A 23,764-nucleotide genomic window follows, 5' to 3' on the forward strand; every position below is an offset into this window, starting at 1 on the left:
GTGCCCCCTCGCCGTATGCCGTCACCGTCACTGTCACCGTCCCCGGTATGACTTCTGTCATCCCGAGGTCAGGACCGCCGACACTGCCGACCGCACCCCCCGCCCGCCGACGATGGTGCACATGACGACCACGACGACGGCCAGGACGAGGGCCACCGACTCAGCGGTGGTGGGATTCGACAAGGTGACGAAGGCGTACGGCGACGTCCGGGCCGTGGACGGCCTGACGCTCGCCCTGTACCCGGGGGAGACCGTGGCCCTGCTCGGCCCGAACGGGGCCGGCAAGTCCACCACCCTGGACCTGCTGCTCGGCCTCAGGAACGCCGACAGCGGCACGGTCGGTGTGTTCGGCACGAGCCCGCGCGAGGCGATCGCCGCCGGACGCGTGGGCGCCATGCTGCAGAGCGGCGGCCTCATGGACGAGGTCACGGTCGCCGAACTGGTCCGGCTCGCCTGCGACCTGCACCCGAGGCCGTACCCGGTCTCCGACGTGCTCGCCCGCTCCGGCATCACCCAGATCGCCGACCGCAAGGTGCACAAGCTCTCCGGCGGCCAGGCCCAGCGCGTCCGCTTCGCCCTCGCCACGGCGGGCGACAGCGACCTGATCGTCCTGGACGAACCCACCACCGGCATGGACGTCTCCGCCCGCCAGGCGTTCTGGGCCACCATGCGCGAACAGGCCGACCAGGGCCGCACCGTCCTCTTCGCCACCCACTACCTCGAAGAGGCCGATGCCATCGCCGACCGCGTGCTCGTCCTGCACCGGGGCCGCCTGCTGGCCGACGGCACGGCCGCCGAGATCAAGGCCAGGGCGGGCGCCAGAAGGATCTCCTTCGACCTGCCCGAGAGCCCCGTCGACGAGGCCGATCTGCGCGCCCTTCCCTTCCTGGCGACGATCACGGTGTCCCACAGCGGCTCCGCCGCGGGGGCCGGCCGTACCGTCCGCATCCAGTCCACCGACGCCGACGCGACCGTCCACGCCCTGTACGGCCTCGGCGTCCATCCCCGCAACCTCGAAGTCACCGGCCTCGGCCTGGAGCAGGCCTTCGTCGCGATCACCGCCGCCGAGGAGGCGAAGACCAAGTGAACAGCCTGATCAAGCTGGAACTCGTCCGTGCCCTGCGCAACCGCAAGTCCATGTTCTTCTCGGTGCTCTACCCCTCGCTGCTGTTCCTGCTCATCGCGGGCAGCGCGAGCAGCACCGAGAAGCTCGGCGACACCGGTCTGACCCTCCCGACCTACATGATGGTCTCCATGGCCTCCTTCGGGGCCCTGACGGCCGTCCTGATGGGCAACAGCGAGCGCATCGCCAAGGAACGCGAGGGCGGCTGGGTACGGCAGCTGCGGCTCACCACGCTGCCGGGACGCGGCTACGTGTTCGCGAAGACCGCGAGCGCGGCGGTGGTCAGCCTGCCGTCCATCGTGATCGTCTTCGTGGTGGCCGCCGCGGTGAAGGACGTACGCCTGGACGCGTGGCAGTGGCTCGCACTCACCGGGGCGATCTGGGCCGGCAGCCTCGTCTTCGCCGCGCTCGGCGTCGCCATCGGCTACCTCGCCACCGGGGACGCGGTCCGCCCGATCACGATGATCGTCTACTTCGGCCTGTCGATGCTCGGCGGCCTGTGGATGCCGACCACGACGTTTCCGCAGTGGCTCCAGGAGATCGCGAAGTGGGTGCCCACCCACGCGTACGCTGCCCTGGGACAGGCCATCGAACAGAGCCGGACCCCGCACACCAGGGACGTCGTCGTCCTGGCCGTCTACTTCGCCCTGTTCGCGGGCGGCGCGGCCTGGCTCTATCGGAAGGACACGCGGAAGGCGTGAGCGCCGTCGGCATCGGGCAGCGCCCGCAGAACCGCAGACAGAGGGCGATCAAGTTCCTCTGGACCGGGATCTGGCTCGCCTATCTGAGCGCCCCCGTCGGCGACCTGCTGCACGGGGGCCACAGCGACGGCGTCGTCGTACTCGGCTGGATCGGCCTGGTGGCCTTCGTCACCTGGTACTTCGTCCTGATCTTCCGCACCGGCCGCCGCGACACCACCCGGATGGTGCTCGGCGCGCTAGCCGTCCTCGCGGCCCAGTCCTCGCTCCTCGCCCTCAGCCTCGGCCGCGAGTGGCTCGTCCTCTTCGTCTACGTGTCGGTCGCGTCCGGCGCGGCCCTCCCACTGCGGCTCGCCCGCTTCACGATCCCGGCGGTGTCGGCCCTGCTCACGGGCATCGCCCTCGCCGTACCGGGCGGCGAGGCCTATCTCGCCTCCCTGCTCCTCCCGGCCCTCCTCGGCGGCTTCTCCATGACCGGGGTCCGCGAACTCATCCGGACGACGAAGGAACTGCGCGAGGCGAGAGCCACGGTCGCGCAGCTGGCCGCGAACGAGGAACGCCTCCGCCTCGCCCGCGACCTGCACGACCTCCTCGGCCACTCCCTCTCCCTGATCACGCTCAAGAGCGAGCTGGCGGGCCGGATGCTCCCCGACCACCCCGACAAGGCCGCCCAGCAGGTCGCCGACATCGAGCAGGTCAGCCGCCAGGCCCTGGTCGACGTCCGCGAGGCCGTCACCGGCTACCGGCGCCCCCGCCTCGGCGCGGAACTCGCGGGCGCCCGGGACGCGTTGACGGCGGCCGGCATCACCTTCGAACTGCCCGCCGACCCCGACCTCACCGACGCCTCCGAGGACAGCGAGTCCGCCCTCGCCTGGGCGCTGCGCGAGGCCGTCACCAACGTCGTACGGCACAGCGGCGCCCACCGCTGCACGGTGGACCTCGTCCGCCGCCAGACCCTCGACGGCCCGACGCTCGAACTGACCGTGGACGACGACGGAACGGGCGCCCCCGGCGGCCCGGCCGACGCCACCGGCGACGCCCCCGGCAGCGGTCTCGCGGGTCTCACCGAGCGGCTGGAGAAGGTGGGCGGCACCCTGGAGGCGGGCCGCTCCCGGCACGGCTTCCGCCTGGTGGCCAGGGCCCCCGCCACGCCCCCGGACCCGCACGTAGGATCCGGCGCATGACCCGCACGATCAAGGTCCTGCTCGCCGAGGACCAGTCCATGGTCCGCGAGGCCCTGGCCGCCCTGCTCGGCCTGGAGGACGACATCGAGGTCGTGGCCCAGGTGGCCCGCGGCGACGAGGTCCTGGCCGCCGCCCGCGCCCACGCCGTCGACGTGGCCCTCCTCGACATCGAGATGCCGGGCGCGACGGGCATCGAAGCGGCCGCCGAGGTCCACCGGGCCCTCCCCGCGGTGAAGTTGGTCGTCCTCACCACCTTCGGCCGCCCCGGTTACCTCCGCAGCGCCATGGAGGCCGGCGCCGACGCCTTCCTGGTCAAGGACGCCCCCGCCGCCCAACTCGCGGACGCCGTACGGAGAGTGCTGGCAGGCGAGCGGGTCATCGACCCCACCCTCGCGGCAGCGGCCCTGGCCGGGGGCGCGAACCCGCTGACGGACCGGGAACGCGAGGTCCTGCGGGCGGCGGCGGACGGCTCCACGAACGCGGAACTCGCCACATCCCTCCACCTCTCCCAGGGAACGGTCCGCAACTACCTGTCGACGGCGATACACAAGCTGGCGGTCCGCAACAGGACGGAGGCGGTACGGATCGCAAGGGAGAAAGGCTGGCTGTAACCGCCGGTGCAGCCCAGGAACCCAGGGGCGCGGGGCTCTGGCATCATGCGGCTCCGCCGCGTGGGCGCGACCAGCCACACCCCACCCGCGCCCGCCGACGCACCACAACCCCCAGGGCGATAGGGGCACCCTCAGTTCAACAGAGCCCGAGCCGCCCCCGCCTGCCTCCGCACCTTCTCGGCCGCCCCGGAATCCACCCCGGCCACCACCTCCGCGTACTCCTCCAACGCGGCGGCACCCCGCACGTACTCCCCCCGCTGCACGAGCAACCGCGCCCACTCGTACCGCAACCGCGCCGGATGCGAAGGCATCGCCAACGACAGCTCCAGCGCCCACAGCGCGACATCCGTCCGCTCGGGCCGGGCGGCGGCCCACGCCCGTACGTTGTTGAGGATCCGCACCATCACGTCCAGCGGATCGGCCGCAGTCAGCATCCCGGGGTCCAGCGGTGCCCCGGTGGCCCCCGCGACCAACAACTCCGCATCGTCCCCGCTCAACACCCGCCCCCCGTCGAACGGATCGACGAGCACCTGCTCCTCCGGCGGCCCGAACCCGACCACGAAGTGCCCCGGCAGCGCGACCCCGTACACGGGCGCCCCCGCCCGCCGGGCCACCTCCATCCAGACCACCGACAACAGGATCGGCAGCCCGCGTCGCCGTACGAGCACCTGATGAAGCAGCGAGGACTCCAGCCGCTGATAGTCCGCGGCGGAACCACGGAACCCGCACCGCTCCCCGAGCAGTTCGGCCGTCGCGACCGCCCACGCGCGGGGCCCGCCGGGCCGGTAGGGCATCAGCCCGGCCAGCCGGTCGAGTTCGATCTCGGCGGCGTCGAGGCCCGCCTCGTCCAGCGCCCCGTCGCCCGCCGCCCCCACCAGCAGACACAGCAGGGCCAGGTCGGGCCGCTCGGCCCGCGCCGCCTGGGCGAACCGTCGCCGTACCTCGTCGGCCCGCTCCCGCTCAGGAGGACGAGGGGCCGGCACAGCCGGCTGGTGCCCGCTCACGGCGATCCGTACGGCTCGGAGCCGGAGCCGGAGCCGGAGCCGGAGCCGACACCGGGACCCGAATCTTCCGGTTCCGGCTCCCGATAGTGGTGATACGAGTGATGCGCCGCGAACCCCATCCCCCCGTACAACGCCCGCGCCCCCGAGTTGTCCGTCTCCACCTGCAGCCAGCCGGCCGAGGCGCCTTCGTCCAGGGCCCGCCGCGCCAGCGCCGCCATCACGGTCGTCGCGAGCCCCCGCCGCCGCTGGGCGGGATCGACCTCGACGGCCGCGAACCCGGCCCACCGCCCGTCCACGACGCACCGCCCGATGGCGGCCGGCCCCGCACCCTCCGCCCCCGGCACGGTCGCGAACCACACCGAGGGCCCGCTCCCGAGCACCTTCAGCGCGACCTCGCCGAGGCCCTTGCGCTGGTAGCGGCCGAGCCACGCCTCGTCCGCCGTCCGGGACAGCTCGACCCCGGGCGCCTCCCGGTCCGCGGCCGGCGCGAGCGCCCCGATCCACAGCTCGGCGGTGACCTCACGGACCCACCCGCGGTCCGTCACCTCGGCACAGAGCAGCTCCTGGGTGCCCTCGGCGCCCGTGGCCAGCTGTATGAACGCGGGCAGCCCCCGGGCGGCGTACCAGCCGCGTACGGCCGTCAGCGCCTCGTCCAGGGGCATTCCGGGGTCGCCGAGGGGCAGGACGGAGTTGGCCCGCCGGGTGAAGCCGGAGGCGGCCCGCAGCTCCCACTCACCGAGCGGCTCGCGCTCGACCGGCTGCCAGGCCCGCGCGGCGACCCGCGCCAGTTCCCCGTACGAGGCGGCGGGGCCGCGTCGGCGGGCGGGAGCGGCGGGGACGGTCTTTCCCGCCACCAGCGACGACTCCTCGATCCGCACCCGCTCCCCGTTCCGTCGGGTGATCAACAGGACACCCTCGTCCCATGATGTGAGAACACCAACCGTGTCGGTGAATTTCCCACCCCCGGCGGCATCGTCGTCGATGCGCCGCACGGATACACGTTTGCCCACGTCAGCGGCGGAGACACGGATCTCGAGACGTCCACCGGCAGAGATTTCCACAGGTCCGTCCACCCCTCCTGTTCGGATCATGCCCAGGAACGGAGATACTAGGTGCGGGCATCGACGACGCCGCGCTCCCGCGCGCCAGGCGGCGGAGCCTGAGGAGGCCCGCCGGCGCCCTATCGAGGAGGAACGACAGCGTGACCTACGTCATCGCGCAGCCTTGTGTCGACGTCAAGGACAAGGCATGTATCGAAGAGTGCCCGGTCGACTGCATCTACGAGGGCCAGCGGTCCCTCTACATCCACCCGGATGAATGCGTCGACTGCGGTGCCTGCGAGCCGGTGTGCCCGGTCGAGGCGATCTTCTACGAGGACGACACCCCGGAGGAGTGGAAGGACTACTACAAGGCGAACGTCGAGTTCTTCGACGAGCTCGGCTCGCCCGGTGGTGCCAGCAAGCTCGGCCTGATCGAGCGCGACCACCCCTTCGTCGCCGCACTGCCGCCGCAGGCCTGAAAGCGACGCCGCGGGCCCGGGGCACGGCCCCTGCGGCCCGTATCCGCGCCGCCTCGGTCCCGTACGGCCCGATCACCATGATCGCCGTACGGGGCCGAGGCGTTCGCCGTACGAGCGGTATGTACGCGTCCGTCCCTCCGTTCGGGAACGTACGTACGAGAAAGTGAGCAGATCCCGTGTCCGCAGTCAGCGACCGTCTTCCCACCTTCCCCTGGGACAAGCTGGAGCCGTACAAGGCGACGGCCGCCGCTCACCCCGGTGGCATCGTGGACCTCTCCGTGGGCACGCCGGTCGACCCGGTGCCCGAGCTGATCCAGAAGGCTCTGGTCGCCGCGGCGGACTCGCCGGGCTATCCGACCGTGTGGGGCACCGTCGAACTGCGCGACGCGATCACGGGCTGGCTGGAGCGCCGCCTCGGCGCCCGTGACGTCACCCACCACCACGTCCTGCCGATCGTCGGCTCCAAGGAACTCGTCGCCTGGCTCCCCACCCAGCTGGGCCTCGGCCCCGGCGACCGCGTCGCGTACCCGCGCCTGGCCTACCCGACGTACGAGGTGGGCGCCCGCCTCGCCCGCGCCGACCATGAGGTCTACGACGACCCGACGTCCCTGGACCCGGCCGGCCTCAAGCTCCTCTGGCTGAACTCGCCGTCCAACCCCACCGGCAGGGTTCTCTCCAAGGCCGAGCTGACCCGGATCGTCGCCTGGGCCCGCGAGCACGGCGTCCTGCTCTTCTCCGACGAGTGCTACCTGGAGCTGGGCTGGGACGCCGACCCGGTCTCGGTCCTCCACCCGGACGTCAACGGCGGCTCGTACGAGGGCATCGTCGCCGTCCACTCCCTCTCCAAGCGCTCCAACCTGGCGGGCTACCGCGCGGCCTTCCTCGCCGGAGACCCGGCCGTCCTCGGCCCTCTCCTCCAGATCCGCAAGCACGGCGGCATGATGACCTCGGCCCCCACTCAGGCCGCCGTGGTCGCCGCTCTCGGGGACGACGACCACGTCCACGAACAGCGGGCCCGGTACACGGCCCGGCGCGCGGCCCTCCGTGAGGCCCTCGTCTCCCACGGCTTCCGCATCGAGCACAGCGAAGCCAGCCTCTACCTCTGGGCCACCCGGGGCGAATCGTGCTGGACCACCGTCGCCCACCTCGCCAACCTCGGCATCCTCGTGGCCCCCGGCGACTTCTACGGCCCCGCGGGCGACCACCACGTGCGCGTGGCCCTCACGGCGACGGACGAGCGGGTGGCGGCAGCGGTGGAGCGCCTGGCCCAGGCCTAGGCCGTTTCCGACGGCTCTGGAAGCCGTTGGTGAGCGGTTACGGACGAGTCCGGTGAGGCGGCCGGCGCCTCACGAGTCACCTCGCGCGGCGCCGATCGGCCGGATGATCTCCGGCCAGGAGCCATCGGAAGCGCCCTGGGTCCTGTCGTTCGTGACAGCCCGAAGGGGCCCGGGGGAGACCCCGGGCCCCTTCGACGGTTCGGCCGCGCGTCAGCCGAGCGGGCCCTGCACCGGCAGCTGCCCCGTGGGCAGTCCACCCTTGGTGGCCGTCTTGGACGTGTCGCCCAGAACGGTGCCGGCGGAGCCGGCGGTCTCCCCGGCGGCCTTCTGCGCGACGGGCGTCGTCGTCTTGACGGTCTTCCCGCCGGTCTTGCTCACGCTGGGCAGGGTCTGCTTGGCCGCCTTGGTGCCGGCGTCGCTCGCGACCCCGGTGACGTTCTGCGTCGCGCCGTCCACGGTGGTACCGGCGTTCGCCCCGTCCACGGCGGACAGGCCGCCGAGGTTCGGGGTGGCCGGGAGTTCGGGCGCCGCACTCGCGGAGCCGGCCGCACCGACCACGGAGGCCGCTCCCGCTGCGGTCAGCAGCGCGGCACGGGCGATCCGGCGGGTCAGGGGGAGGGACATGGTGCTCCTTTGACGGAAGAGAACGGTGAAGTGTCCGACCGCGCCCGGGAGTTGACCGTTCCGGGCTCGGACGCAGTGACTACCGCTCGAAGCCCCCGAAGGTTGCGGCGACCCGACGTAAAGAGTTTGCAATGCGTCGCATTATCAAATGCGGATTCAGTCGGACAAACGTCATCCGGTCCGACAGTGTGCTGAATCCTTACGGCCCTTTGGCCCCAAGGAATTCCGCGATGCGGGGGTGACCAGCCGAAAACCTGCGCACGTCGTCCACGCGGCGCACCGCACATACCCCGCACGGGTGAGGCTCGCGGCCTACTGTCCAGTGACGATTCGGACCTCGGTGGCGGAACCCGCCGAGTCGCCCGCCGTGCCCTCGGCCTTGCGCCACGCACCGGCCCGGCCCTCGGCGACCCACTCCCGGCCCGCGTACGTGACGCGCTCGACGCCCAGGCGGGAGGAGTTGGCCACGGCCCAGTGCGCCAGCTCCCAGCCGCGCTGCCGGATCTGTCCGGCGTCCCCGGCGTCCGTGAGGGGGATGGTCACGGTCCCGGCGACGGGGGAGCCACTCGGACTCGGTGACGGGCTCGCCTGGGCGGAGGCGCCGCCCTCGGAGCCCACCACCGCCCCGGCCGCCTCGAAGGCGTCGTCCCCGAAGTCCCGCGCGAGCGCACTGCGCACGGCGTCCGGGCCGCCCGCATAGGCGGTGCTGCTGCCGGCGCCGGTGCCGGTCGCCTCCCGGCGCCCCTCGCAGGTCAGCGTGGCCGCCGACCGCCCGGTCAGCGCGGCGGCGAGCAGCGTGGCGTCGGGCTCGTGCTTGGCGTACGCCTCCGGGTAGCCGCTGCGCTGCACCCGCTGGGCGGCGACCGTCAGCGGGAGCTGCTCGTAGTCGTCGACCTTGGCGAGGTGCTCGTAGAACTCGCCCGCCGCGTACACCGGGTCCTGGATCTGCTGCTCGGTGCCCCAGCCCTGCGACGGCCGCTGCTGGAAGAGCCCGAGGGAGTCCCGGTCGCCGTGCGCGATGTTGCGCAGGCCCGACTCCTGGAGCGCGGTCGCCAGCGCTATCGTCACGGCCCGCTCGGGCAGCTCGCGCGAGGTGCCGACCGCCGAGATCGTCGCCGCGTTCGCCGCCTGCTCCGGCGTGAACTCGTACGACGCCCCGTCGTCCGCCCCGGACACGACCACGCATCGTGGTGTGCCGTTCCCCCCGGTCAGATACTGCACGGTGAGATACGCCCCGATCGCGGCGAGCACGACGAAAGCCGCCAGGAACTGCAGCACACGACGGCCGCGACGGCGGGGACGGGGATCTGGGGGGAAGGGGTAGAGCTCGGACACGCGGTCCAAGGTACTGGAGAGTAATGGCCCTCGTGCAGGAGTTGTGAACAGTGGGGCAGGAGTGACCCGATCCACTCGAAGGACAGCTCCGCCCGGCGGCGCGTTAGGGTCGGGGACATGGCCGAGACCCCCATTGACCTCACGCTGGACGCCGCGCTGCTCACCGCGCAGCTCGTCGACTTCCCCTCCGAGAGCGGTACCGAGAAGCCGCTCGCGGACGCGATCGAGACCGCCCTGCGTGCCCTGCCGCACCTCACGGTCGACCGGTACGGCAACAACATCGTCGCCCGCACGAACCTGGGCCGGGCGGAGCGCGTGATCCTGGCCGGCCACATCGACACGGTCCCCATCGCCGACAACGTGCCCTCCCGCCTCGACGACGACGGCGTCCTGTGGGGCTGCGGCACCTGCGACATGAAGTCCGGCGTCGCGGTCCAGCTGCGCATCGCGGCCACGGTCCCGGCCCCCAACCGCGACCTGACCTTCGTCTTCTACGACAACGAAGAGGTCGCCGCGGACCTGAACGGCCTCAAGCACGTCTCCGAGGCCCACCCCGAATGGCTGGAGGGCGATTTCGCTGTCCTCCTGGAGCCCACGAACGGCGAGGTCGAGGGCGGCTGCCAGGGCACCCTGCGGGTCCTGCTGACGACCACGGGCGAGCGCGCACACTCCGCCCGCGGCTGGATGGGCTCCAACGCCATCCACACGGCGGCCCCGATCCTGGCGAGGCTGGCGTCCTACGAGCCGCGGTACCCGGTCATCGACGGCCTGGAGTACCGCGAGGGCCTCAACGCGGTCGGCATCTCCGGCGGCGTCGCCGGCAACGTCATCCCCGACGCGTGCGTGGTGACGGTCAACTTCCGCTACGCCCCCGACCGCACCGAGGAGGAGGCCATCGCCCACGTCCGCGAGGTCTTCGCCGACTGCGGGGTCGAGGAGTTCGTCGTCGACGACCACAGCCCCGGCGCGCTGCCCGGTCTGTCCCACCCGGCGGCCGTGGCCTTCATCGAGGCGGTCGGCGGCACCGCCCAGCCCAAGTACGGCTGGACGGACGTCTCCCGATTCAGCGCCCTCGGCATCCCGGCCGTCAACTACGGCCCCGGCAACCCGCACTTGGCACACCGCCGCGACGAACGGGTGGACCCGGCGAAGATCCTGGCGGGCGAGGAACGCCTGAGGTCCTGGCTGACGGCGTGATCCAGGGGTACAACCACGGGTCCAACCACCTGTACGAGGTGACGGATCGCGGCGGACACGCTCACGTCCCCCGTCCGTAACCCGTATGGATCTACGCTGACGTGAACCACCAGCACGGCGGAGGGAGCGGACATGGCGACCGGGAACCCCGAGGGCGGGAAGCAGCCACCGAAGGAGCAGCGGCTCGGGCCGGTGCTGCGCAGACGCGATCAGGTCCAGGCGAGCACGACGGATCAGCGGCTGCTGGACGCGGGTGGTCCCTCGGACTGGGTCCACACGGACCCGTGGCGCGTCCTGCGTATCCAGTCGGAGTTCATCGAGGGCTTCGGCACGCTCGCCGAACTCCCGCCCGCGATCAGCGTGTTCGGCTCCGCCCGCACGCCGGCCGACTCACCGGAGTACGAGGCGGGCGTGCGGCTCGGCCGGGGCCTGGTGGACGCCGGCTTCGCCGTCATCACCGGCGGCGGTCCGGGCGCGATGGAGGCGGCCAACAAGGGCGCCCTCGAAGCGGGCGGCATGTCCGTCGGCCTCGGCATCGAGCTGCCCTTCGAACAGGGTCTCAACCCCTATGTCGACATCGGCCTCAACTTCCGCTACTTCTTCGTCCGGAAGATGATGTTCGTCAAGTACGCCCAGGGCTTCGTGGTCCTCCCCGGCGGCCTCGGCACCCTCGACGAACTCTTCGAGGCCCTCACCCTCGTCCAGACCCAGAAGGTCACCCGCTTCCCCATCGTCCTCTTCGGCGAGTCCTACTGGGGCGGCCTGATCGACTGGCTCAGCAACACTCTGATCGCCCAGGGCAAGGCGTCGGCAAAGGACCTGACCCTCTTCCACGTGACGGACGACGTGGACGAGGCGGTGGCCCTGGTCTCGAAGGAGGCGGGCCGCTAGACGGTGGTTGTCCCGCGCCCCGAAAGGGGCGCGGGGAACTGCGCGATCAACCCCGACGAACCCGCACCCGCCCAGGCGCCCGACGGCCCGAGTCGGTGGGCGGGGGCAAAGGGGCGCAGCCCCTTGAGGACGGGACGCGCAGGGGCCGCGGGGGCGAGAAGAAGCCCCAGGACGCTTCTGCTGACTCTTGGTCGGAGATCATCCGGCCGATCGGCGCCGCGCGAGGTGACTCGTGAGGCGCCGGCCACCTCACCGGACGCGTCCGTAACCGCTCACGAACGGCTTCAAGAGCCGCCAGAAACGGCCTAGGCGAGCCCCCGCCGGGCCACGGCCGGCGCCCGGTACCCCGCGATGGCCCCCACCATGTCCAGCACCTGACGGGTCTCCGCGACCTCGTGCACCCGGTACACCTGAGCCCCCAGCCAGGCCGACACCGCGGTCGTCGCCAGCGTCCCGAGCACCCGCTCCTTCACCGGTTTGTCCAGCGTCTCGCCCACGAAGTCCTTGTTGGACAACGACACCAACACCGGCCACCCCGTCGCGACCATCTCCCCCAGCCGCCGAGTCGCCTCCAGGCTGTGCCGCGTGTTCTTCCCGAAGTCGTGCCCCGGATCGATCAGCACGGACTCCCGGGGCACCCCCAGCGACACCGCCCGCTCGGCCAGCCCCACGGTCACCCGGAGAATGTCGGCCATCACGTCGTCGTACTCGACCCGATGCGGCCGCGTACGAGGCTCCGCCCCACCCGCGTGCGTGCACACCAGCCCCACCCCGTACCTCCCCGCGACCTCCGCGAGCCGGGGATCGACCCCGCCCCACGCGTCGTTGAGGAGATCCGCCCCGGCCTCGCACACGGCCTCACCGACCTCGTGCCGCCAGGTGTCGACGCTGATGACCACCTCGGGGAACCGCCGCCGCACCTCCGCGACGAACCCCACGGTCCGCCGCGCCTCCTCCGCCGCGGTCACTTCCTCCCCGGGCCCGGCCTTCACCCCGCCGATGTCGATGATGGCCGCGCCCTCGGCGACCGCCCGTTCCACGCGTGCGAGCGCCGGCTCGTCGTGGAAGGTGGCCCCCTGGTCGTAGAACGAGTCCGGGGTCCGGTTGACGATCGCCATGATCACCGGCTCGTGCGGGCCGAATTCCCGCTTGCCCAGCCTGAGCATCCGCTGTGACCTCTCCCAGTACGTCCCGCCGATCGACGGCCTTGCTCAACCGCCTGCGACCTTAACTGTCAGACTCGCATGGCACGATCGGAGCCGAACACACTCGAGGGGACCCAGCGATGTTCATGTTCTTGTTCCTGGTCGTCGCGCTCGCCGTCGTGGTCGCCGCGGTGACGCTCGCCGTCGTGGGCGGCGGCGACAACGCGGTGCTGCCGGAGGCCGAGGGCGAGCGGCTCCAGGACCCGCTTCCGGCGGACCGCCCGGTCAACCGCGCGGACGTCGAGGCGCTCCGCTTCCCGGTCGCCGTCCGCGGCTATCGCATGGCGGACGTGGACGACGCCCTCGGCCGCCTCAGCGCCGAGATCGCCGAGCGGGACGCCCGCATCGCCGACCTGGAGTCCGCGCTCGCGGGCGCCCGCTCGGCGACCGTGACCTCGCTGCGCAAGCCCGAGGAGGGCGACCACCAGTGAGCGACGGCACCGCCCTGGCCGGCCCCGACGGAGCCCTGCGCTGCCCCTGGGCCCTGTCCACCGAGGAGTACGTCGCGTACCACGACGAGGAGTGGGGCCGCCCGGTCCACGGCGACGACGCCCTGTACGAGCGCCTCTGCCTGGAGGCCTTCCAGTCCGGCCTCTCCTGGATCACCATCCTGCGCCGCCGTGAGGGCTTCCGCTCCGCCTTCGCCGACTTCAAGATCGCCTCGGTCGCCACGTTCACGGAGGCCGACCAGGAGCGCCTCCTCGCCGACCCCGGCATCATCCGCAACCGGGCGAAGATCGAGGCGACGATCGCCAACGCGCGGGAGCTGACCGCCTGGGCCCCGGGCGAGCTGGACGAGCTGATCTGGTCCCACGCCCCGGACCCGGCGCCCCGCCCGGTGCCGAGGACCCTCGCGGACGTTCCGGCGGTCACCCCCGAGTCCACGACCCTCTCCAAGGCCCTCAAGAAGCGAGGCATCCGCTTCGTCGGCCCGACGACGGCGTACGCGCTGATGCAGGCCTGCGGCTTGGTGAACGACCACTTGGAGACCTGCGTCGCCAGGAGCGCCCCCTAACGGGTGTGGGGCAGTGTCAGGTGCGGCTCCGGCGCCTGGGCATGATCAACCGCGTCGGATCCGCAGTTCCCCGGGGACGGTCACCGCCCCAGGTACTGCGGCGTCTCCTTGTTCACGAACGCCCGCACAGCGATCCGGTGGTCCTCCGAAGCCCCCGCCCGAGTCTGCAGTTCGTCCTCTTTCTCCAGAGTCTCGGCCAGCGAGTGGGAGAACCCGTAGGCGACCGCCTCCTTGATCGCCGCGTATGCCACCGTCGGCCCTTCGGCCAGCATCCGCGCCACCTGCTCGGCGGCGGTGTGCACAGAGGCCGCCGGCACGACCCGGTTCGCGATTCCCAGCTCGTACGCCTCCTGGGCCGTGATGCTGCGCGGGAAAAGCAGCAGGTCGGCCGCGCGACCGGGACCGATCACACGCGGCAGGGTCCAGGAGACCCCGGAGTCGGCCGTGAGCGCGACCCCGGCGAAGGAGGTGTTGAAGGAGGCCGTGTCGGCGACCACCCGGTAGTCCGCCGCGAGCGCGAACCCCAGGCCGGCGCCTGCCGCCACACCGTTCACTCCGGCCACCACGGGCTTGGCCATACCCGTGAGCGCCTTCACCACGGGGTTGTAGTGCTCCCTGACCGTGCTCATGACCTGTCCCGAGTCCTCGACCAGCAGCCCGATGTGCTCCTTCAGGTCCTGGCCCACACAGAACGCCCGGTCCCCGGCCGCGGTCAGCAGCACCGCCCGTACGGCGTCGTCCCCGGCAGCGGCCTCCACGGCCTCGCGCAGGGCCACCTTGGTAGCGATGTTCAGCGCGTTCATCGCCGCGGGGCGGTTCAGCGTGATCGTCGCGAGTCCGTCGTGCACCTCGTAGAGCACGGTGTCGGCCATGGCGGTTCCCCTCCGGTTCGCGGCTGACGACGTACTGGTCAGTACGCCCTCGTCACAGCACAGCATGGCGGAGATCACGGGTGACAACGGGGGCCGGAGGTGTGACCTGCGTCAAAGAATCACCAATGGCCGAGCGTCGACCGGGGACCGAGTGGTGGCGCAGTATCGCAGTCACACCGCCGAATTGGGTGGTTTTGCTCGCGCGCGTTGCCCAAGCGATGCCGACCGATGTTGGTCATCGGGTCATGAGATGCGGGATAATGGCCTGGAAGCAATGTGTTCGATGCCGGTGTCGCGTGTCCCCAGGTGGGCCCGCGCCTGCCCTCCAGGGCCGTCGGCTTAGGCGATGAGCTGGTTTCAGGAAGGGGTACGAGCATGGCGGCCATGAAGCCGCGGACGGGCGATGGCCCGCTCGAGGTGACCAAGGAGGGGCGGGGCATCGTCATGCGAGTTCCGCTCGAAGGCGGCGGACGGCTCGTCGTGGAGCTGACCCCTGACGAGGCCGACGCCCTCGGCGATGCCCTCAAGAAGGTCGTCGGCTGACGCGCGTAGCGACCATACCCTTTTCAGTTGCCCCGGCACCGCCGCACTCGGTGGTGCCGGGGCGCTGTTGTACCGGGGGTGTGCCGGGGCCGGTCCGGCTCCGGAAAGGTCGTTCAGCGCTTGACCGCGCACAGCAGGCCGTCGCCGACCGGGAGCAGGGACGGCACGAGCTCGGAGCTCTCGCGGACCGTGCGCAGCAGCTCCCGCAGGCGTATGACCTCGGTCGGCTGGGGGTTCGAATCCACCGTGCGGCCGCTGGCGAAGACGCCCTCGAACGCGACGAGGCCGCCGGGTCTGAGCAGACGCAACGATTCAGCGAGGTAGTCGAGGCACTCCAGCCGGTCGCCGTCGCAGAAGACCAGGTCGTACCCGGAGTCCGCCAGCCGCGGCAGCACCTCCAGGGCGTGGCCCGGGATGAAGCGCGCGCGGTTGCTGGCGAAGCCGGCCGCGCGGAACGCCTGCCGGGCGAACTGCTGGTGGTCCGGCTCCGGATCCACGGTGGTCAGCACCCCGTCAGGCCGCATACCGTGCAGCAGATGGATCCCGGAGACGCCGGTCCCGGTCCCGATCTCCGCCACCGCCTTCGCGTCCACGGTGGCGGCGAGCACCCGCAGCGCGGCGCCCGTACCGGGCGACACCGAGCGCAGGCCTGACTCCCGGGCCCGGTCGCGGGCCCAGCGCAGCGCCTCGTCCTCGGCGACAAAGGCGTCGGCGAACGCCCAGCTCGTCAGCCGGTTGCCGGTAATGACCCTCTCCTTATGTCCCCGTGGTTGCCTGGGCGTGACTGTATCCGTTGCCGTCGGGAACCTCCTGATGGGACCGGTCGTTTAAAGGGATGAGTGAGTGACGGGGGGCACGGGGTGGATCGGTCCGAGGAGCAGGCGCGGGCTTCGGTGCAGGTGCTGACAGCGCCATATGAGCCGCATCAGCCATATGAGCCACATCGGCGCACATCAATTTCTTATAAAACCGCTTATCCGGAGCTAACGGGCGAGGTGGCTATGGTAGGGGCTCCACTGGACACCACCAGAGCCGACAGGGGAGGTGCGGCCGCGCCTGTGGATCGGGGAGGAGTGCTACGGCGCTTTCTCGGATCGGCGGGCAAGCCGAAATCCGTGAACGACACCGCTGACCACAGCCACGCCGCCGTCGCACAGACCGCGACCTTCACCACGGACGCGCACGCGCAGGCGTGGACTCCGCCCACCTGGGAGGAGATCGTCAGCACCCACAGCGGCCGCGTCTACCGGCTCGCCTACCGTCTGACCGGCAATCAGCACGACGCCGAGGACCTCACCCAGGAAGTCTTCGTCCGCGTCTTCCGCTCGCTGTCGACGTACACGCCCGGCACCTTCGAGGGCTGGCTGCACCGCATCACCACCAACCTCTTCCTGGACATGGTCCGGCGCAAGCAGCGCATCCGCTTCGACGCCCTCGGGGACGACGCGGCCGAGCGACTGCCCAGCCGCGAGCCCACCCCGCAGCAGATCTTCAACGACGCGCACTTCGACGCCGACGTCCAGCAGGCCCTCGACACCCTGGCGCCCGAGTTCCGCGCCGCCGTCGTCCTCTGCGACATCGAGGGCCTGTCGTACGAGGAGATCGCCGCGACCCTGGGCGTCAAGCTCGGCACAGTCCGCTCCCGGATCCACCGTGGCCGCTCCCAGCTCCGCAAGGCCCTGGCGCACCGCTCCCCGGAGGCCCGGGCCGAGCAGCGCCGCGGGTTCACGGTGCCGCGGGTGCCCGTGCTGGGAGGAGGGGGCGCGACCGCGTGAGTGGAACCCGTCCGACACCTGCCGAGCAGCACCTGGGAGACCGTCTCTCCGCCCTGGTCGACGGAGAGCTCGGTCATGAGGCGCGTGACCGCGTCCTGGCACATCTCGCCACCTGCGCGAAGTGCAAGACGGAGGCGGACGAGCAGCGCCGCCTGAAGAACGTCTTCGCGGAGGCCGCCCCGCCGCCTCCCTCCGAGAGCTTCCTGGCCCGACTCCAGATGCTCCCGGCGGGCGGCGACAGCGACAGTGGCTCGCCGCTGTCCGGTGGCTTCGGAGGAAGACTGGGGAGTACGGCCGGTAGGCCGGGCCTGCCCGTCGACCTTTCCGACTCCCGGGACTTCGCCGACTTCGGCGTCTTCGGACCGGGCGGCGACTCCTTCGGATACGTTCCGTCGGGACCACACGGCGGCGCGCTGACGCCGTCGGAGGGCCGTGGACTGCTCGGCGGCCGTGGGTTCCTCGCTGACCGCGGCTTCCTGGGCGGGCGAGGCTTCCTCGGCGACCGCGGGGCGCTGGACGAACGTGGCTTCCTGGGCGGCGGACGCGATCTCTCCGAGGACGCGGACGGCCGTGCGGACCCGACGGAAAGAGCCGCCGACGGCACCGGAGGCACGGGCGACCGGGGCTTTCGAATCCATGCCGTGAGCCGGCAGGAGGCCGAGCGGTCTGCCTCGCGCGGCATGCGGTTCGCCTTCGTGGCGGCAGGCGCGGTGTCGCTGGCAGCGATCGCCCTCGGCGGCGTGACCAACGGGGTGCCCGTCGAGACGGCGGACGCCCGGGGCGCTTCCGGCTCCGGCAGCAATGTCACACCGCTGCGGACGCAGGCCGCGGGTACGGCTCCGGCTCCCGAGTCGCAGCGTCGCCGGGGAACCCTCGGGCCGCTGCTCGGACAGGGCCAGCAGTCCCTGGGCGAGGTGCCCGTCGCTCCGACGGAGATCTCCGCGCCCCTGCTGCCCGGAGTCCCCGCTCCGGCCGGTCAGGACCTTCAGTCCGTGCACCCGCTGACCGTGCCCGTGTTGGCCGGCGCGGCCGCCATGTCCCCGCTCATACGTCCGCTGAGCGTCGCACCCTCGCTACAGCGGACCGACTTGTCCCCGGCACCCGAACTCGCGGGACCGGGCCTGCTGACGGCTCCCGACACCACCTCGTCTCCCACACCCACCTCGCCCGTCCTCCGCTGACCCCGAGTTCTGCGCGCCGGCCCGCGAACCTGGTTGAATCCGGAGTGGGCCGTGTCCGCGCGAGCCGGTTCCGGCCCGCGGCACTCGGCGAACGGTGGGCGGCGGGCCTGTCCTTGGGACGGGCCCCAGGTGTGGGGAGAACATGAACGAGGGGAAGCCCACGAAGGCGAAATGGTGGAGCCGACCCCGAGCGCACGGCGCGGGGGACGGAACGACGGGGGACCACATCGGGGCCGGGGCCGACGAACCGACGGAGACTGCCGGGTCCACGGAATCCGCCGGGTCCCCCGGATCTGCCGGATCCACGAGGACCACCGGGCTCGCGGACACGGTGCGCGACGGAGACCCCGAGGGCGACTTCGAGTTGGAACGCCCGGCAGCGGTGTCGGCCCCCTGCGGGTTCGACACCGAGAGCGGCTCCGACTCCGACTTCGAACTGGCCCGCCCGGCCGCCGAAGCCCCGCTTCGGTCCGGCTTCACGTCGACCCCCGACACGGACGGCGACTTCAAGCTGAAGCTGCCTGCTTCGACGGGTGCGGGAAGCGATGCTCCGGCCGAGGCGGGTCCGTCGGGCGAGAACGGCATGCCCCGTTCCGCCGACGTCGCAGTCACCGCCGTGGCCGCCACCTCTGTCGCCGGTGCCCGGCCGCCGGACGAGCAAGGCGCCCTGCGGGCTCCTGGAGCGCCCTCCGAGCGCCCCAAGCCGCTGCACGACCCGGATCCCTACAGCACCCCGCCGTACGGCGAGCCCGGCCCCTGGGCGCCCGCTCCGGCGGTCCAGCACCCGGCGACGCCTGCCGCGCACGGCGCGGCCACGGCGGTGGGGACGCCGACACATGGAGCGCCGGCCCCGGCGGCTGCCCGGACGAACGCCGAAGCGACCTCCGTGGCTGCCCCGACACACGCCGGGGCGACCTTGGCGGCTGCCCCGACGCACATCGAAGCGACCTCGGCGGCACCCCCGCCCGCTCCGGTGCCCCCGGCCCATGACGCCGTCGTACCTCCGACCACACCCCGGCCCGCGACGGCGACCCCGTACCCGGACGCACACCGGCCCAGCTCGGCTTCGTATCCGGAGACGGCCCAGTCGGCGGCACCCCCGCGTGCGGACGCATCCGGGCCGACGGCGGCTTCGTATCCGGGTGCGGCCCAGCCCGCGACGGCCTTGTACGCGGAGGCGCCCCAGGCTGTGGTCGAGCCCTCCCCGGAGGGGCCCCGACCCGCCGCAGCGCCGTACCCCGAGGCGTCCCAGCCCCCCGGGGCCTCCTACGCGTATCCCTCCCAGCCGGGACCGCCGCCTTTCGGTGACTCGGCGCATGCCGTGCCGCCTGCCTACGCGGGTGGGTCTCAGCCCGTGCCGCCTCACCACGTGGGTGGGTCTCAGCCCGTGCCGCCTGCCTACGCGGGTGGGGCCCGGCAAGCCCCGACGCCGCCCCCCGGCGCCCCCGGCGGGTCCCAGCCCGCGCCACCCGCCTACGCCGACCCCGCCCGGCCGCTCCAAGGTGCCCCACAGGCGCCGCAGGGGCCGTGGCAGAACTACGACCCGTGGGCCGGGTCGGGGTCGCTGCAGCAGAACGGCGCCGCCGTGGGCGACGTGGCGCGGCGGCGTCGGCGCAGGGTGCGGGTCCTGTTGGTCGGGGCCTTGCTGATCGCTGTCGTGGCCGGTGGCATCGGCGGAGCCGTGGGCGCGTATCTGGAGCGGAACGGCGGAGTCGGGGCGGTCGAGCTGCCGCAGGCGAGCGACGGGGTGACGGGGCGGGCGCCCGACAGCGTCGCCGGGATCGCGGCCGGCGCGCTGCCCGGTGTCGTGACCCTGCATGTGAGCGGGGCGAGCGCGCAGGGCACCGGCACCGGGTTCGTGCTCGACGAGCGGGGCCACATCCTCACGAACAACCACGTCGTCGACCCCGCCGGAACGGACGGCGACATATCCGTGACGTTCAGCGGCGGTGAGAGTGCCAAGGCCACCGTCGTCGGCCGGGACACCGGATACGACCTGGCCGTCGTCAAGGTGTCCGGCGTCGGCGGACTCAAGCCGCTGCCCCTGGGCAACTCGGAAGAGGTCCAGGTCGGTGACCCGGTCGTCGCCATCGGCGCCCCCTTCGACCTGGCCAACACCGTCACCTCCGGCATCATCAGCGCCAAGGAGCGGCCCATCACGGCCGGCGGCGGCGAGAGCGGTGACGTGAGCGACGTGTCCTACGTGGACGCGTTGCAGACGGACGCGCCGATAAACCCCGGCAACTCCGGCGGCCCACTTCTCGACGGCAAGGGCCGGGTGATCGGGATCAACAGTGCCATCCGCTCGGCCGGCAGTGGCTCCGAGTCGGACGGCGGGCAGGCCGGGTCGATCGGGCTCGGCTTCGCGATACCCATCAACCAGGGCAAGCGGGTCGCCGAGGAGCTGATCAACACAGGTAAGGCGACCCACCCGGTGATCGGCGTCACCCTCGACATGGACTACTCGGGGGACGGCGCCCGCATCGGTGAGAAGAGCGACGAGGGCGCGTCCGGGGTGACCGCCGGCGGCCCCGCCGACCGGGCGGGCATCCGCTCGGGCGATGTCATCACCGAGGTGGACGGCCAGCTCGTCCACTCCGGTGACGAACTGATCGTCAAGGTCCGCGCCCACCGGCCCGGCGACCGCCTGGAGCTCACCCTCCTGCGGAACGGCAGGGAGCGGACGGTCACCCTCACTCTCGGCTCGTCCGGCGGCAACTGACCGTACGGATCGGCGGCCGCGACGGCGGGGCGTACTGACAGCAACTTCACAGGCGGGGGTCCCGGACCCCCTCCTGCCAGGCAAACAGCTGGGAAAACCCGTCGTCCGGGTGTGGTCGGAAGCCGCCTGACGGTACCGGATCGGAGGGATGGCCGGGTACCGTGGAACCGGCCCGGACCACGGAAGACCTGCCGAGGCCCGCGGATCGGGACCGAGGACATCGCAAGGAGCTTCAGGTGTTCAATGACATAGGTGCGCTCGAGGTGGTGACGCTCGTCGTCCTCGCCGTGCTCGTCTTCGGTCCGGACAAGCTCCCGAAGGTGATCCAGGACGTCACGCGGACCATCCGCAAGATCCGCGAGTTCTCGGACAGCGCCAAGGCGGACATCCGCAGCGAACTCGGACCGGAGTTCAAGGACTTCGAGTTCGAGGACCTCAACCCCAAGACGTTCCTCCGCAAGCAGCTGGACAACGACGAGCTGGGGCTGAAGGAGATCCGCAGCGGCTTCGACCTGAAGAAGGAGATGTCCGACCTCACGGACGCTGTCCACGGCCGCGAGTCGGAGTCCTCGTCCACCTCGTCCACCTCTTCCGTCGCCGCCATCGCCGCCGGCTCCGACGGTTCCGCGTCGGGCTCGTCCGGCGGAACGATCGACATGACCAAGAAGGCCGAGCCGGCCGAGCGTCCGCCGTACGACATGGACGCCACCTGAGCCGCGGGCCCGTCCGCCGAACGCCGGCGCAGCGGCCCGTACCGCCTCCTGCCTGGCCTTCCACGCCGTACGCCCGTGTGCGCCGCGCCCCCGGACGTGATGCGATTCATACCCTCACGCACCCTCGTACGGCCTGAACCCGCCCGTACGCCGTCCTACGCGCCGGGCGCTTTCCCTGCTGCTCGGAGAGCTGTGGCTATGCTGCCCAGTTGTTGTGCGGACCGTAAGAGAGCGAGCGACGACGCCCGTGGGGGGCGGGCCGCTCCGGTCCGTCGAGAGCTAGGAGGCGTCCGGGCACATGGAGACGACGAGTCGGGTAGGCGCGCAGGCGTCGGCCGCGGAGGGCGGACAACCGGTCCCCTCCGCCCGCCGCACGGTCGATGGCTACCTGCTGGCGCCCTTCCCTTGGTACGGCCTCGACGAGGCCTTCACGGGGCCGCGCTGGCTGATGCAGGTCGGTACGTCGGCGGAAGGAGCCGTCGAGCACGGTTCGATCGGACACGGTGACGAGCCCTCGGTGCGCAACGAGTACACCGCCGGAGCGGACGACGAGGCCAAGGAGCGGTTCGCGGTCGTGGTGACCGTCGCGGCGAACGACGTGCGGCGTAGCGCGGACGGCACGGGGGTATTGGAGGCCACGTCGGTCTCCTCGGCGGCGTGGCTCGCCGGGGTCGGGCTGCTGTCCTTCACCTGGCCGGGACAGTTGGACCACACCCGTCGGGACGACTGGCTGGACCAGCAGACCGAGACGGCGTGGGTCCTGGCGGACGACCTGGCAGGGTCCGACTGGTCGACGCTGTCCCTGCCGGTGGACGGGGTGCCGACGCCGTTCCACTACCGCGAGTCCGAGTTCGGGTGGGTGCTTGCGGGGTCGACCTCGCAGGGGGTCCACGTGGGGGCCTACGGGAGAGGGATGAGCGCGTACGGTCTCGGCTTCGCCGTGATGAAGGACATCGAGGCGTACGCATAGCTCGAAGGGCACCGCCGCGTTGTGCTGCGGTGCCCTTCGTCGCCGTAGGGGCTCGGTGGTTCGGGATCACCGGCACGTCGTGGCTGATCGCGCGGTCTTCCCGCGCCCCTTGGCAGCCAAGGCGCCCTCAGCCGCTTTGCCGCCCTAGAACGCCCTAGAACTTGTTCCGCGGGGTGATTCCCAGGCTCATGCCCGACAGGCCCCTCTGGCGGCCGCCCAGCTTGCCGGCGATGGCTCGCAGGGCCGCGCCGGCGGGGGAGTCGGGGTCGGAGAGGACGACCGGGCGGCCGTCGTCGCCGCCCTCGCGGAGGCGGACGTCGATCGGGATGCTGCCGAGGACCGGGACGGTGGCGCCGGTGGTGCGGGTGAGGCCGTCGGCGACGGACTGGCCGCCGCCGGTGCCGAAGACGTCGACCATCTCGTCGCAGTGCGGGCAGGGCAGGCCCGCCATGTTCTCGACGACGCCGACGATCTTCTGGTGGGTCTGCACGGCGATGGAACCGGCGCGCTCGGCCACCTCGGCCGCTGCCTGCTGGGGCGTGGTGACGACGAGGATCTCGGCGTTCGGGACCAGCTGGGCCACCGAGATGGCGATGTCGCCCGTGCCCGGCGGGAGGTCCAGGAGCAGGACGTCCAGGTCGCCCCAGTAGACGTCCGAGAGGAACTGCTGCAACGCCCGGTGCAGCATCGGGCCGCGCCAGACGACCGGGGTGTTGCCCGGGGTGAACATGCCGATCGAGATGACCTTCACGCCGTTCGCGGACGGCGGCATGATCATGTTCTCGACCTGGGTGGGACTGCCGTCGGCGCCCAGCATGCGGGGCACGGAGTGGCCGTAGATGTCCGCGTCGACCACGCCCACCTTGAGGCCGTCGGCCGCCATCGCCGCCGCGAGGTTCACCGTCACCGAGGACTTGCCGACGCCGCCCTTTCCGGAGGCGACGGCGTACACGCGCGTGAGCGAGCCCGGCTTCGCGAACGGGACCTCGCGCTCGGTCTGGCCGCCGCGCAGCGCGCTCGCCAGTTCCTTGCGCTGCTCGTCGCTCATGACGTCGAGCTCGACGTCGACGCGGGTCACGCCCTCGACCCGCGAGACCGCCTCGGTCACACGCTGGGTGATCGTGTCGCGCATGGGGCAGCCGGAGACCGTCAGGTACACGGCGACCGCGACCGCTCCGTCCGCACCGATCTCCACCGACTTGACCATCCCGAGTTCGGTGATGGGACGGTTGATCTCGGGGTCGTTCACCGTCGACAGTGCTTCACGCACCGCGTCTTCCGTAGCCATAGGGACGATGGTACGGC

General features: G+C 71.9%; 24 protein-coding genes. 16 read left to right on the plus strand and 8 right to left on the minus strand.

The annotated features are described in order from the left end of the window. The first annotated feature begins 112 nt into the window (after positions 1-112). Genes OG858_RS30130 through OG858_RS30145 form a run of 4 tightly spaced genes read left to right on the plus strand, consistent with a single transcriptional unit; the run spans position 113 to position 3,616 of the window. Positions 113-1,087 (plus strand): ABC transporter ATP-binding protein, encoded by a 975-nt coding sequence (locus OG858_RS30130; protein ID WP_408059434.1) that lies wholly within the window; start codon positions 113-115, stop codon positions 1,085-1,087. After that, positions 1,084-1,824 carry an ABC transporter permease gene (locus OG858_RS30135; RefSeq protein ID WP_086750644.1) on the plus strand — a complete coding sequence of 247 codons (741 nt, stop codon included), beginning with the start codon at positions 1,084-1,086 and terminating at the stop codon, positions 1,822-1,824. Before OG858_RS30130 ends, OG858_RS30135 begins: the two co-directional genes overlap by 4 nt. Then, positions 1,821-3,005 (plus strand): sensor histidine kinase, encoded by a 1,185-nt coding sequence (locus OG858_RS30140; protein ID WP_086750643.1) that lies wholly within the window; start codon positions 1,821-1,823, stop codon positions 3,003-3,005. Before OG858_RS30135 ends, OG858_RS30140 begins: the two co-directional genes overlap by 4 nt. Continuing rightward, on the plus strand, positions 3,002-3,616 hold the full coding sequence (locus OG858_RS30145; protein WP_086750642.1) for a response regulator transcription factor: 615 nt from the start codon (positions 3,002-3,004) through the stop codon (positions 3,614-3,616). Before OG858_RS30140 ends, OG858_RS30145 begins: the two co-directional genes overlap by 4 nt. 131 nt (positions 3,617-3,747) lie before the next feature. On the opposite strand, the gene OG858_RS30150 is transcribed toward OG858_RS30145, so the two are convergent. After that, positions 3,748-4,620, minus strand: coding sequence for a transglutaminase-like domain-containing protein (locus OG858_RS30150; protein ID WP_319317524.1), 873 nt, complete (start codon positions 4,618-4,620; stop codon positions 3,748-3,750). Then, a complete protein-coding gene (locus tag OG858_RS30155) occupies positions 4,617-5,681 on the minus strand; it encodes a GNAT family N-acetyltransferase (protein WP_328544246.1) in 1,065 nt (354 codons plus the stop codon). Before OG858_RS30155 ends, OG858_RS30150 begins: the two co-directional genes overlap by 4 nt. 140 nt (positions 5,682-5,821) lie before the next feature. On the opposite strand from OG858_RS30155, the gene fdxA reads away from it, so the two are divergent. After that, entirely contained in the window at positions 5,822-6,139 is a 318-nt protein-coding gene (gene fdxA / locus OG858_RS30160) for a ferredoxin (RefSeq protein ID WP_005480604.1), read from the plus strand. A gap of 176 nt (positions 6,140-6,315) precedes the next feature. After that, positions 6,316-7,416 carry a bifunctional succinyldiaminopimelate transaminase/glutamate-prephenate aminotransferase gene (locus OG858_RS30165; protein ID WP_319262911.1) on the plus strand — a complete coding sequence of 367 codons (1,101 nt, stop codon included), beginning with the start codon at positions 6,316-6,318 and terminating at the stop codon, positions 7,414-7,416. 210 nt (positions 7,417-7,626) lie between these two features. On the opposite strand, the gene OG858_RS30170 is transcribed toward OG858_RS30165, so the two are convergent. Further along, positions 7,627-8,040 (minus strand): ATP-binding protein, encoded by a 414-nt coding sequence (locus OG858_RS30170; RefSeq protein WP_086753428.1) that lies wholly within the window; start codon positions 8,038-8,040, stop codon positions 7,627-7,629. 312 nt (positions 8,041-8,352) lie between these two features. Then, complete coding sequence (locus tag OG858_RS30175; protein ID WP_319262909.1) at positions 8,353-9,375, minus strand: heavy metal transporter; 1,023 nt, start codon at positions 9,373-9,375, stop codon at positions 8,353-8,355. Between the two features lie 117 nt (positions 9,376-9,492). Here OG858_RS30175 and dapE point away from each other — a divergent pair, with 117 nt between their 5' ends. Further along, positions 9,493-10,572 carry a succinyl-diaminopimelate desuccinylase gene (gene dapE, locus OG858_RS30180; RefSeq protein ID WP_328544245.1) on the plus strand — a complete coding sequence of 360 codons (1,080 nt, stop codon included), beginning with the start codon at positions 9,493-9,495 and terminating at the stop codon, positions 10,570-10,572. A gap of 132 nt (positions 10,573-10,704) precedes the next feature. Further along, positions 10,705-11,463, plus strand: coding sequence for an LOG family protein (locus tag OG858_RS30185; protein WP_086753422.1), 759 nt, complete (start codon positions 10,705-10,707; stop codon positions 11,461-11,463). 305 nt (positions 11,464-11,768) lie between these two features. Here the strand turns inward: OG858_RS30185 and folP are convergent, their stop codons facing one another. Next, on the minus strand, positions 11,769-12,629 hold the full coding sequence (folP, locus tag OG858_RS30190) for a dihydropteroate synthase (RefSeq protein WP_086750462.1): 861 nt from the start codon (positions 12,627-12,629) through the stop codon (positions 11,769-11,771). A gap of 119 nt (positions 12,630-12,748) precedes the next feature. On the opposite strand from folP, the gene OG858_RS30195 reads away from it, so the two are divergent. After that, positions 12,749-13,099, plus strand: coding sequence for a DivIVA domain-containing protein (locus tag OG858_RS30195; protein ID WP_086750463.1), 351 nt, complete (start codon positions 12,749-12,751; stop codon positions 13,097-13,099). Then, positions 13,096-13,683: a DNA-3-methyladenine glycosylase I gene (locus tag OG858_RS30200; protein WP_319066517.1), complete on the plus strand. Its 588-nt coding sequence runs from the start codon at positions 13,096-13,098 to the stop codon at positions 13,681-13,683. The genes OG858_RS30195 and OG858_RS30200 overlap by 4 nt, the downstream gene beginning before the upstream one ends. 80 nt (positions 13,684-13,763) lie before the next feature. Here OG858_RS30200 and chcB read toward each other — a convergent pair whose 3' ends face one another. Beyond that, positions 13,764-14,555, minus strand: a complete 792-nt coding sequence (gene chcB, locus OG858_RS30205; RefSeq protein WP_319066518.1) for a 2-cyclohexenylcarbonyl CoA isomerase — start codon at positions 14,553-14,555, stop codon at positions 13,764-13,766. Between the two features lie 375 nt (positions 14,556-14,930). On the opposite strand from chcB, the gene OG858_RS30210 reads away from it, so the two are divergent. Continuing rightward, positions 14,931-15,098 (plus strand): DUF3117 domain-containing protein, encoded by a 168-nt coding sequence (locus OG858_RS30210; RefSeq protein WP_003966491.1) that lies wholly within the window; start codon positions 14,931-14,933, stop codon positions 15,096-15,098. Positions 15,099-15,211: 113 nt separating this feature from the next. Here OG858_RS30210 and OG858_RS30215 read toward each other — a convergent pair whose 3' ends face one another. After that, on the minus strand, positions 15,212-15,913 hold the full coding sequence (locus OG858_RS30215) for an O-methyltransferase (protein WP_078935457.1): 702 nt from the start codon (positions 15,911-15,913) through the stop codon (positions 15,212-15,214). Between the two features lie 258 nt (positions 15,914-16,171). Between OG858_RS30215 and sigE the strand changes: the two genes are divergently transcribed. The 5 genes from sigE to OG858_RS30240 all read left to right on the plus strand — a co-directional run bounded on the left by sigE (position 16,172) and on the right by OG858_RS30240 (position 22,459). Continuing rightward, a complete protein-coding gene (gene sigE, locus OG858_RS30220) occupies positions 16,172-16,873 on the plus strand; it encodes an RNA polymerase sigma factor SigE (RefSeq protein ID WP_046706113.1) in 702 nt (233 codons plus the stop codon). Beyond that, complete coding sequence (locus OG858_RS30225) at positions 16,870-18,054, plus strand: anti-sigma factor family protein (RefSeq protein WP_328544244.1); 1,185 nt, start codon at positions 16,870-16,872, stop codon at positions 18,052-18,054. The genes sigE and OG858_RS30225 overlap by 4 nt, the downstream gene beginning before the upstream one ends. A gap of 1,165 nt (positions 18,055-19,219) precedes the next feature. Beyond that, positions 19,220-20,776 (plus strand): S1C family serine protease, encoded by a 1,557-nt coding sequence (locus OG858_RS48240; RefSeq protein WP_408059498.1) that lies wholly within the window; start codon positions 19,220-19,222, stop codon positions 20,774-20,776. 236 nt (positions 20,777-21,012) lie between these two features. Beyond that, a complete protein-coding gene (locus OG858_RS30235) occupies positions 21,013-21,489 on the plus strand; it encodes a sec-independent translocase (protein ID WP_086748502.1) in 477 nt (158 codons plus the stop codon). Between the two features lie 298 nt (positions 21,490-21,787). Beyond that, the gene (locus OG858_RS30240; protein ID WP_319066520.1) at positions 21,788-22,459 is read left to right on the plus strand and encodes a hypothetical protein; all 672 of its coding nucleotides are present in this window, start codon (positions 21,788-21,790) and stop codon (positions 22,457-22,459) included. Positions 22,460-22,613: 154 nt separating this feature from the next. Here the strand turns inward: OG858_RS30240 and OG858_RS30245 are convergent, their stop codons facing one another. Next, positions 22,614-23,747 (minus strand): Mrp/NBP35 family ATP-binding protein, encoded by a 1,134-nt coding sequence (locus tag OG858_RS30245; protein WP_319066521.1) that lies wholly within the window; start codon positions 23,745-23,747, stop codon positions 22,614-22,616. Positions 23,748-23,764: the final 17 nt, after the last annotated feature.

The sequence above is a fragment of the Streptomyces europaeiscabiei genome, assembly GCF_036346855.1.
Lineage (GTDB): Bacteria > Actinomycetota > Actinomycetes > Streptomycetales > Streptomycetaceae > Streptomyces > Streptomyces europaeiscabiei.

Coding starts and splice junctions, on each gene's coding strand:
- OG858_RS30130 (WP_408059434.1), top strand. CDS start 113: ATGGTGCACATGACGACCACGACGACGGCCAGGACGAGGGCCACCGAC.
- OG858_RS30145 (WP_086750642.1), top strand. CDS start 3,002: ATGACCCGCACGATCAAGGTCCTGCTCGCCGAGGACCAGTCCATGGTC.
- OG858_RS30170 (WP_086753428.1), bottom strand. CDS start 8,040: ATGTCCCTCCCCCTGACCCGCCGGATCGCCCGTGCCGCGCTGCTGACC.
- dapE (WP_328544245.1), top strand. CDS start 9,493: ATGGCCGAGACCCCCATTGACCTCACGCTGGACGCCGCGCTGCTCACC.
- OG858_RS30185 (WP_086753422.1), top strand. CDS start 10,705: ATGGCGACCGGGAACCCCGAGGGCGGGAAGCAGCCACCGAAGGAGCAG.
- folP (WP_086750462.1), bottom strand. CDS start 12,629: ATGCTCAGGCTGGGCAAGCGGGAATTCGGCCCGCACGAGCCGGTGATC.
- OG858_RS30195 (WP_086750463.1), top strand. CDS start 12,749: ATGTTCATGTTCTTGTTCCTGGTCGTCGCGCTCGCCGTCGTGGTCGCC.
- chcB (WP_319066518.1), bottom strand. CDS start 14,555: ATGGCCGACACCGTGCTCTACGAGGTGCACGACGGACTCGCGACGATC.
- OG858_RS30210 (WP_003966491.1), top strand. CDS start 14,931: ATGGCGGCCATGAAGCCGCGGACGGGCGATGGCCCGCTCGAGGTGACC.
- OG858_RS30240 (WP_319066520.1), top strand. CDS start 21,788: ATGGAGACGACGAGTCGGGTAGGCGCGCAGGCGTCGGCCGCGGAGGGC.
- OG858_RS30245 (WP_319066521.1), bottom strand. CDS start 23,747: ATGGCTACGGAAGACGCGGTGCGTGAAGCACTGTCGACGGTGAACGAC.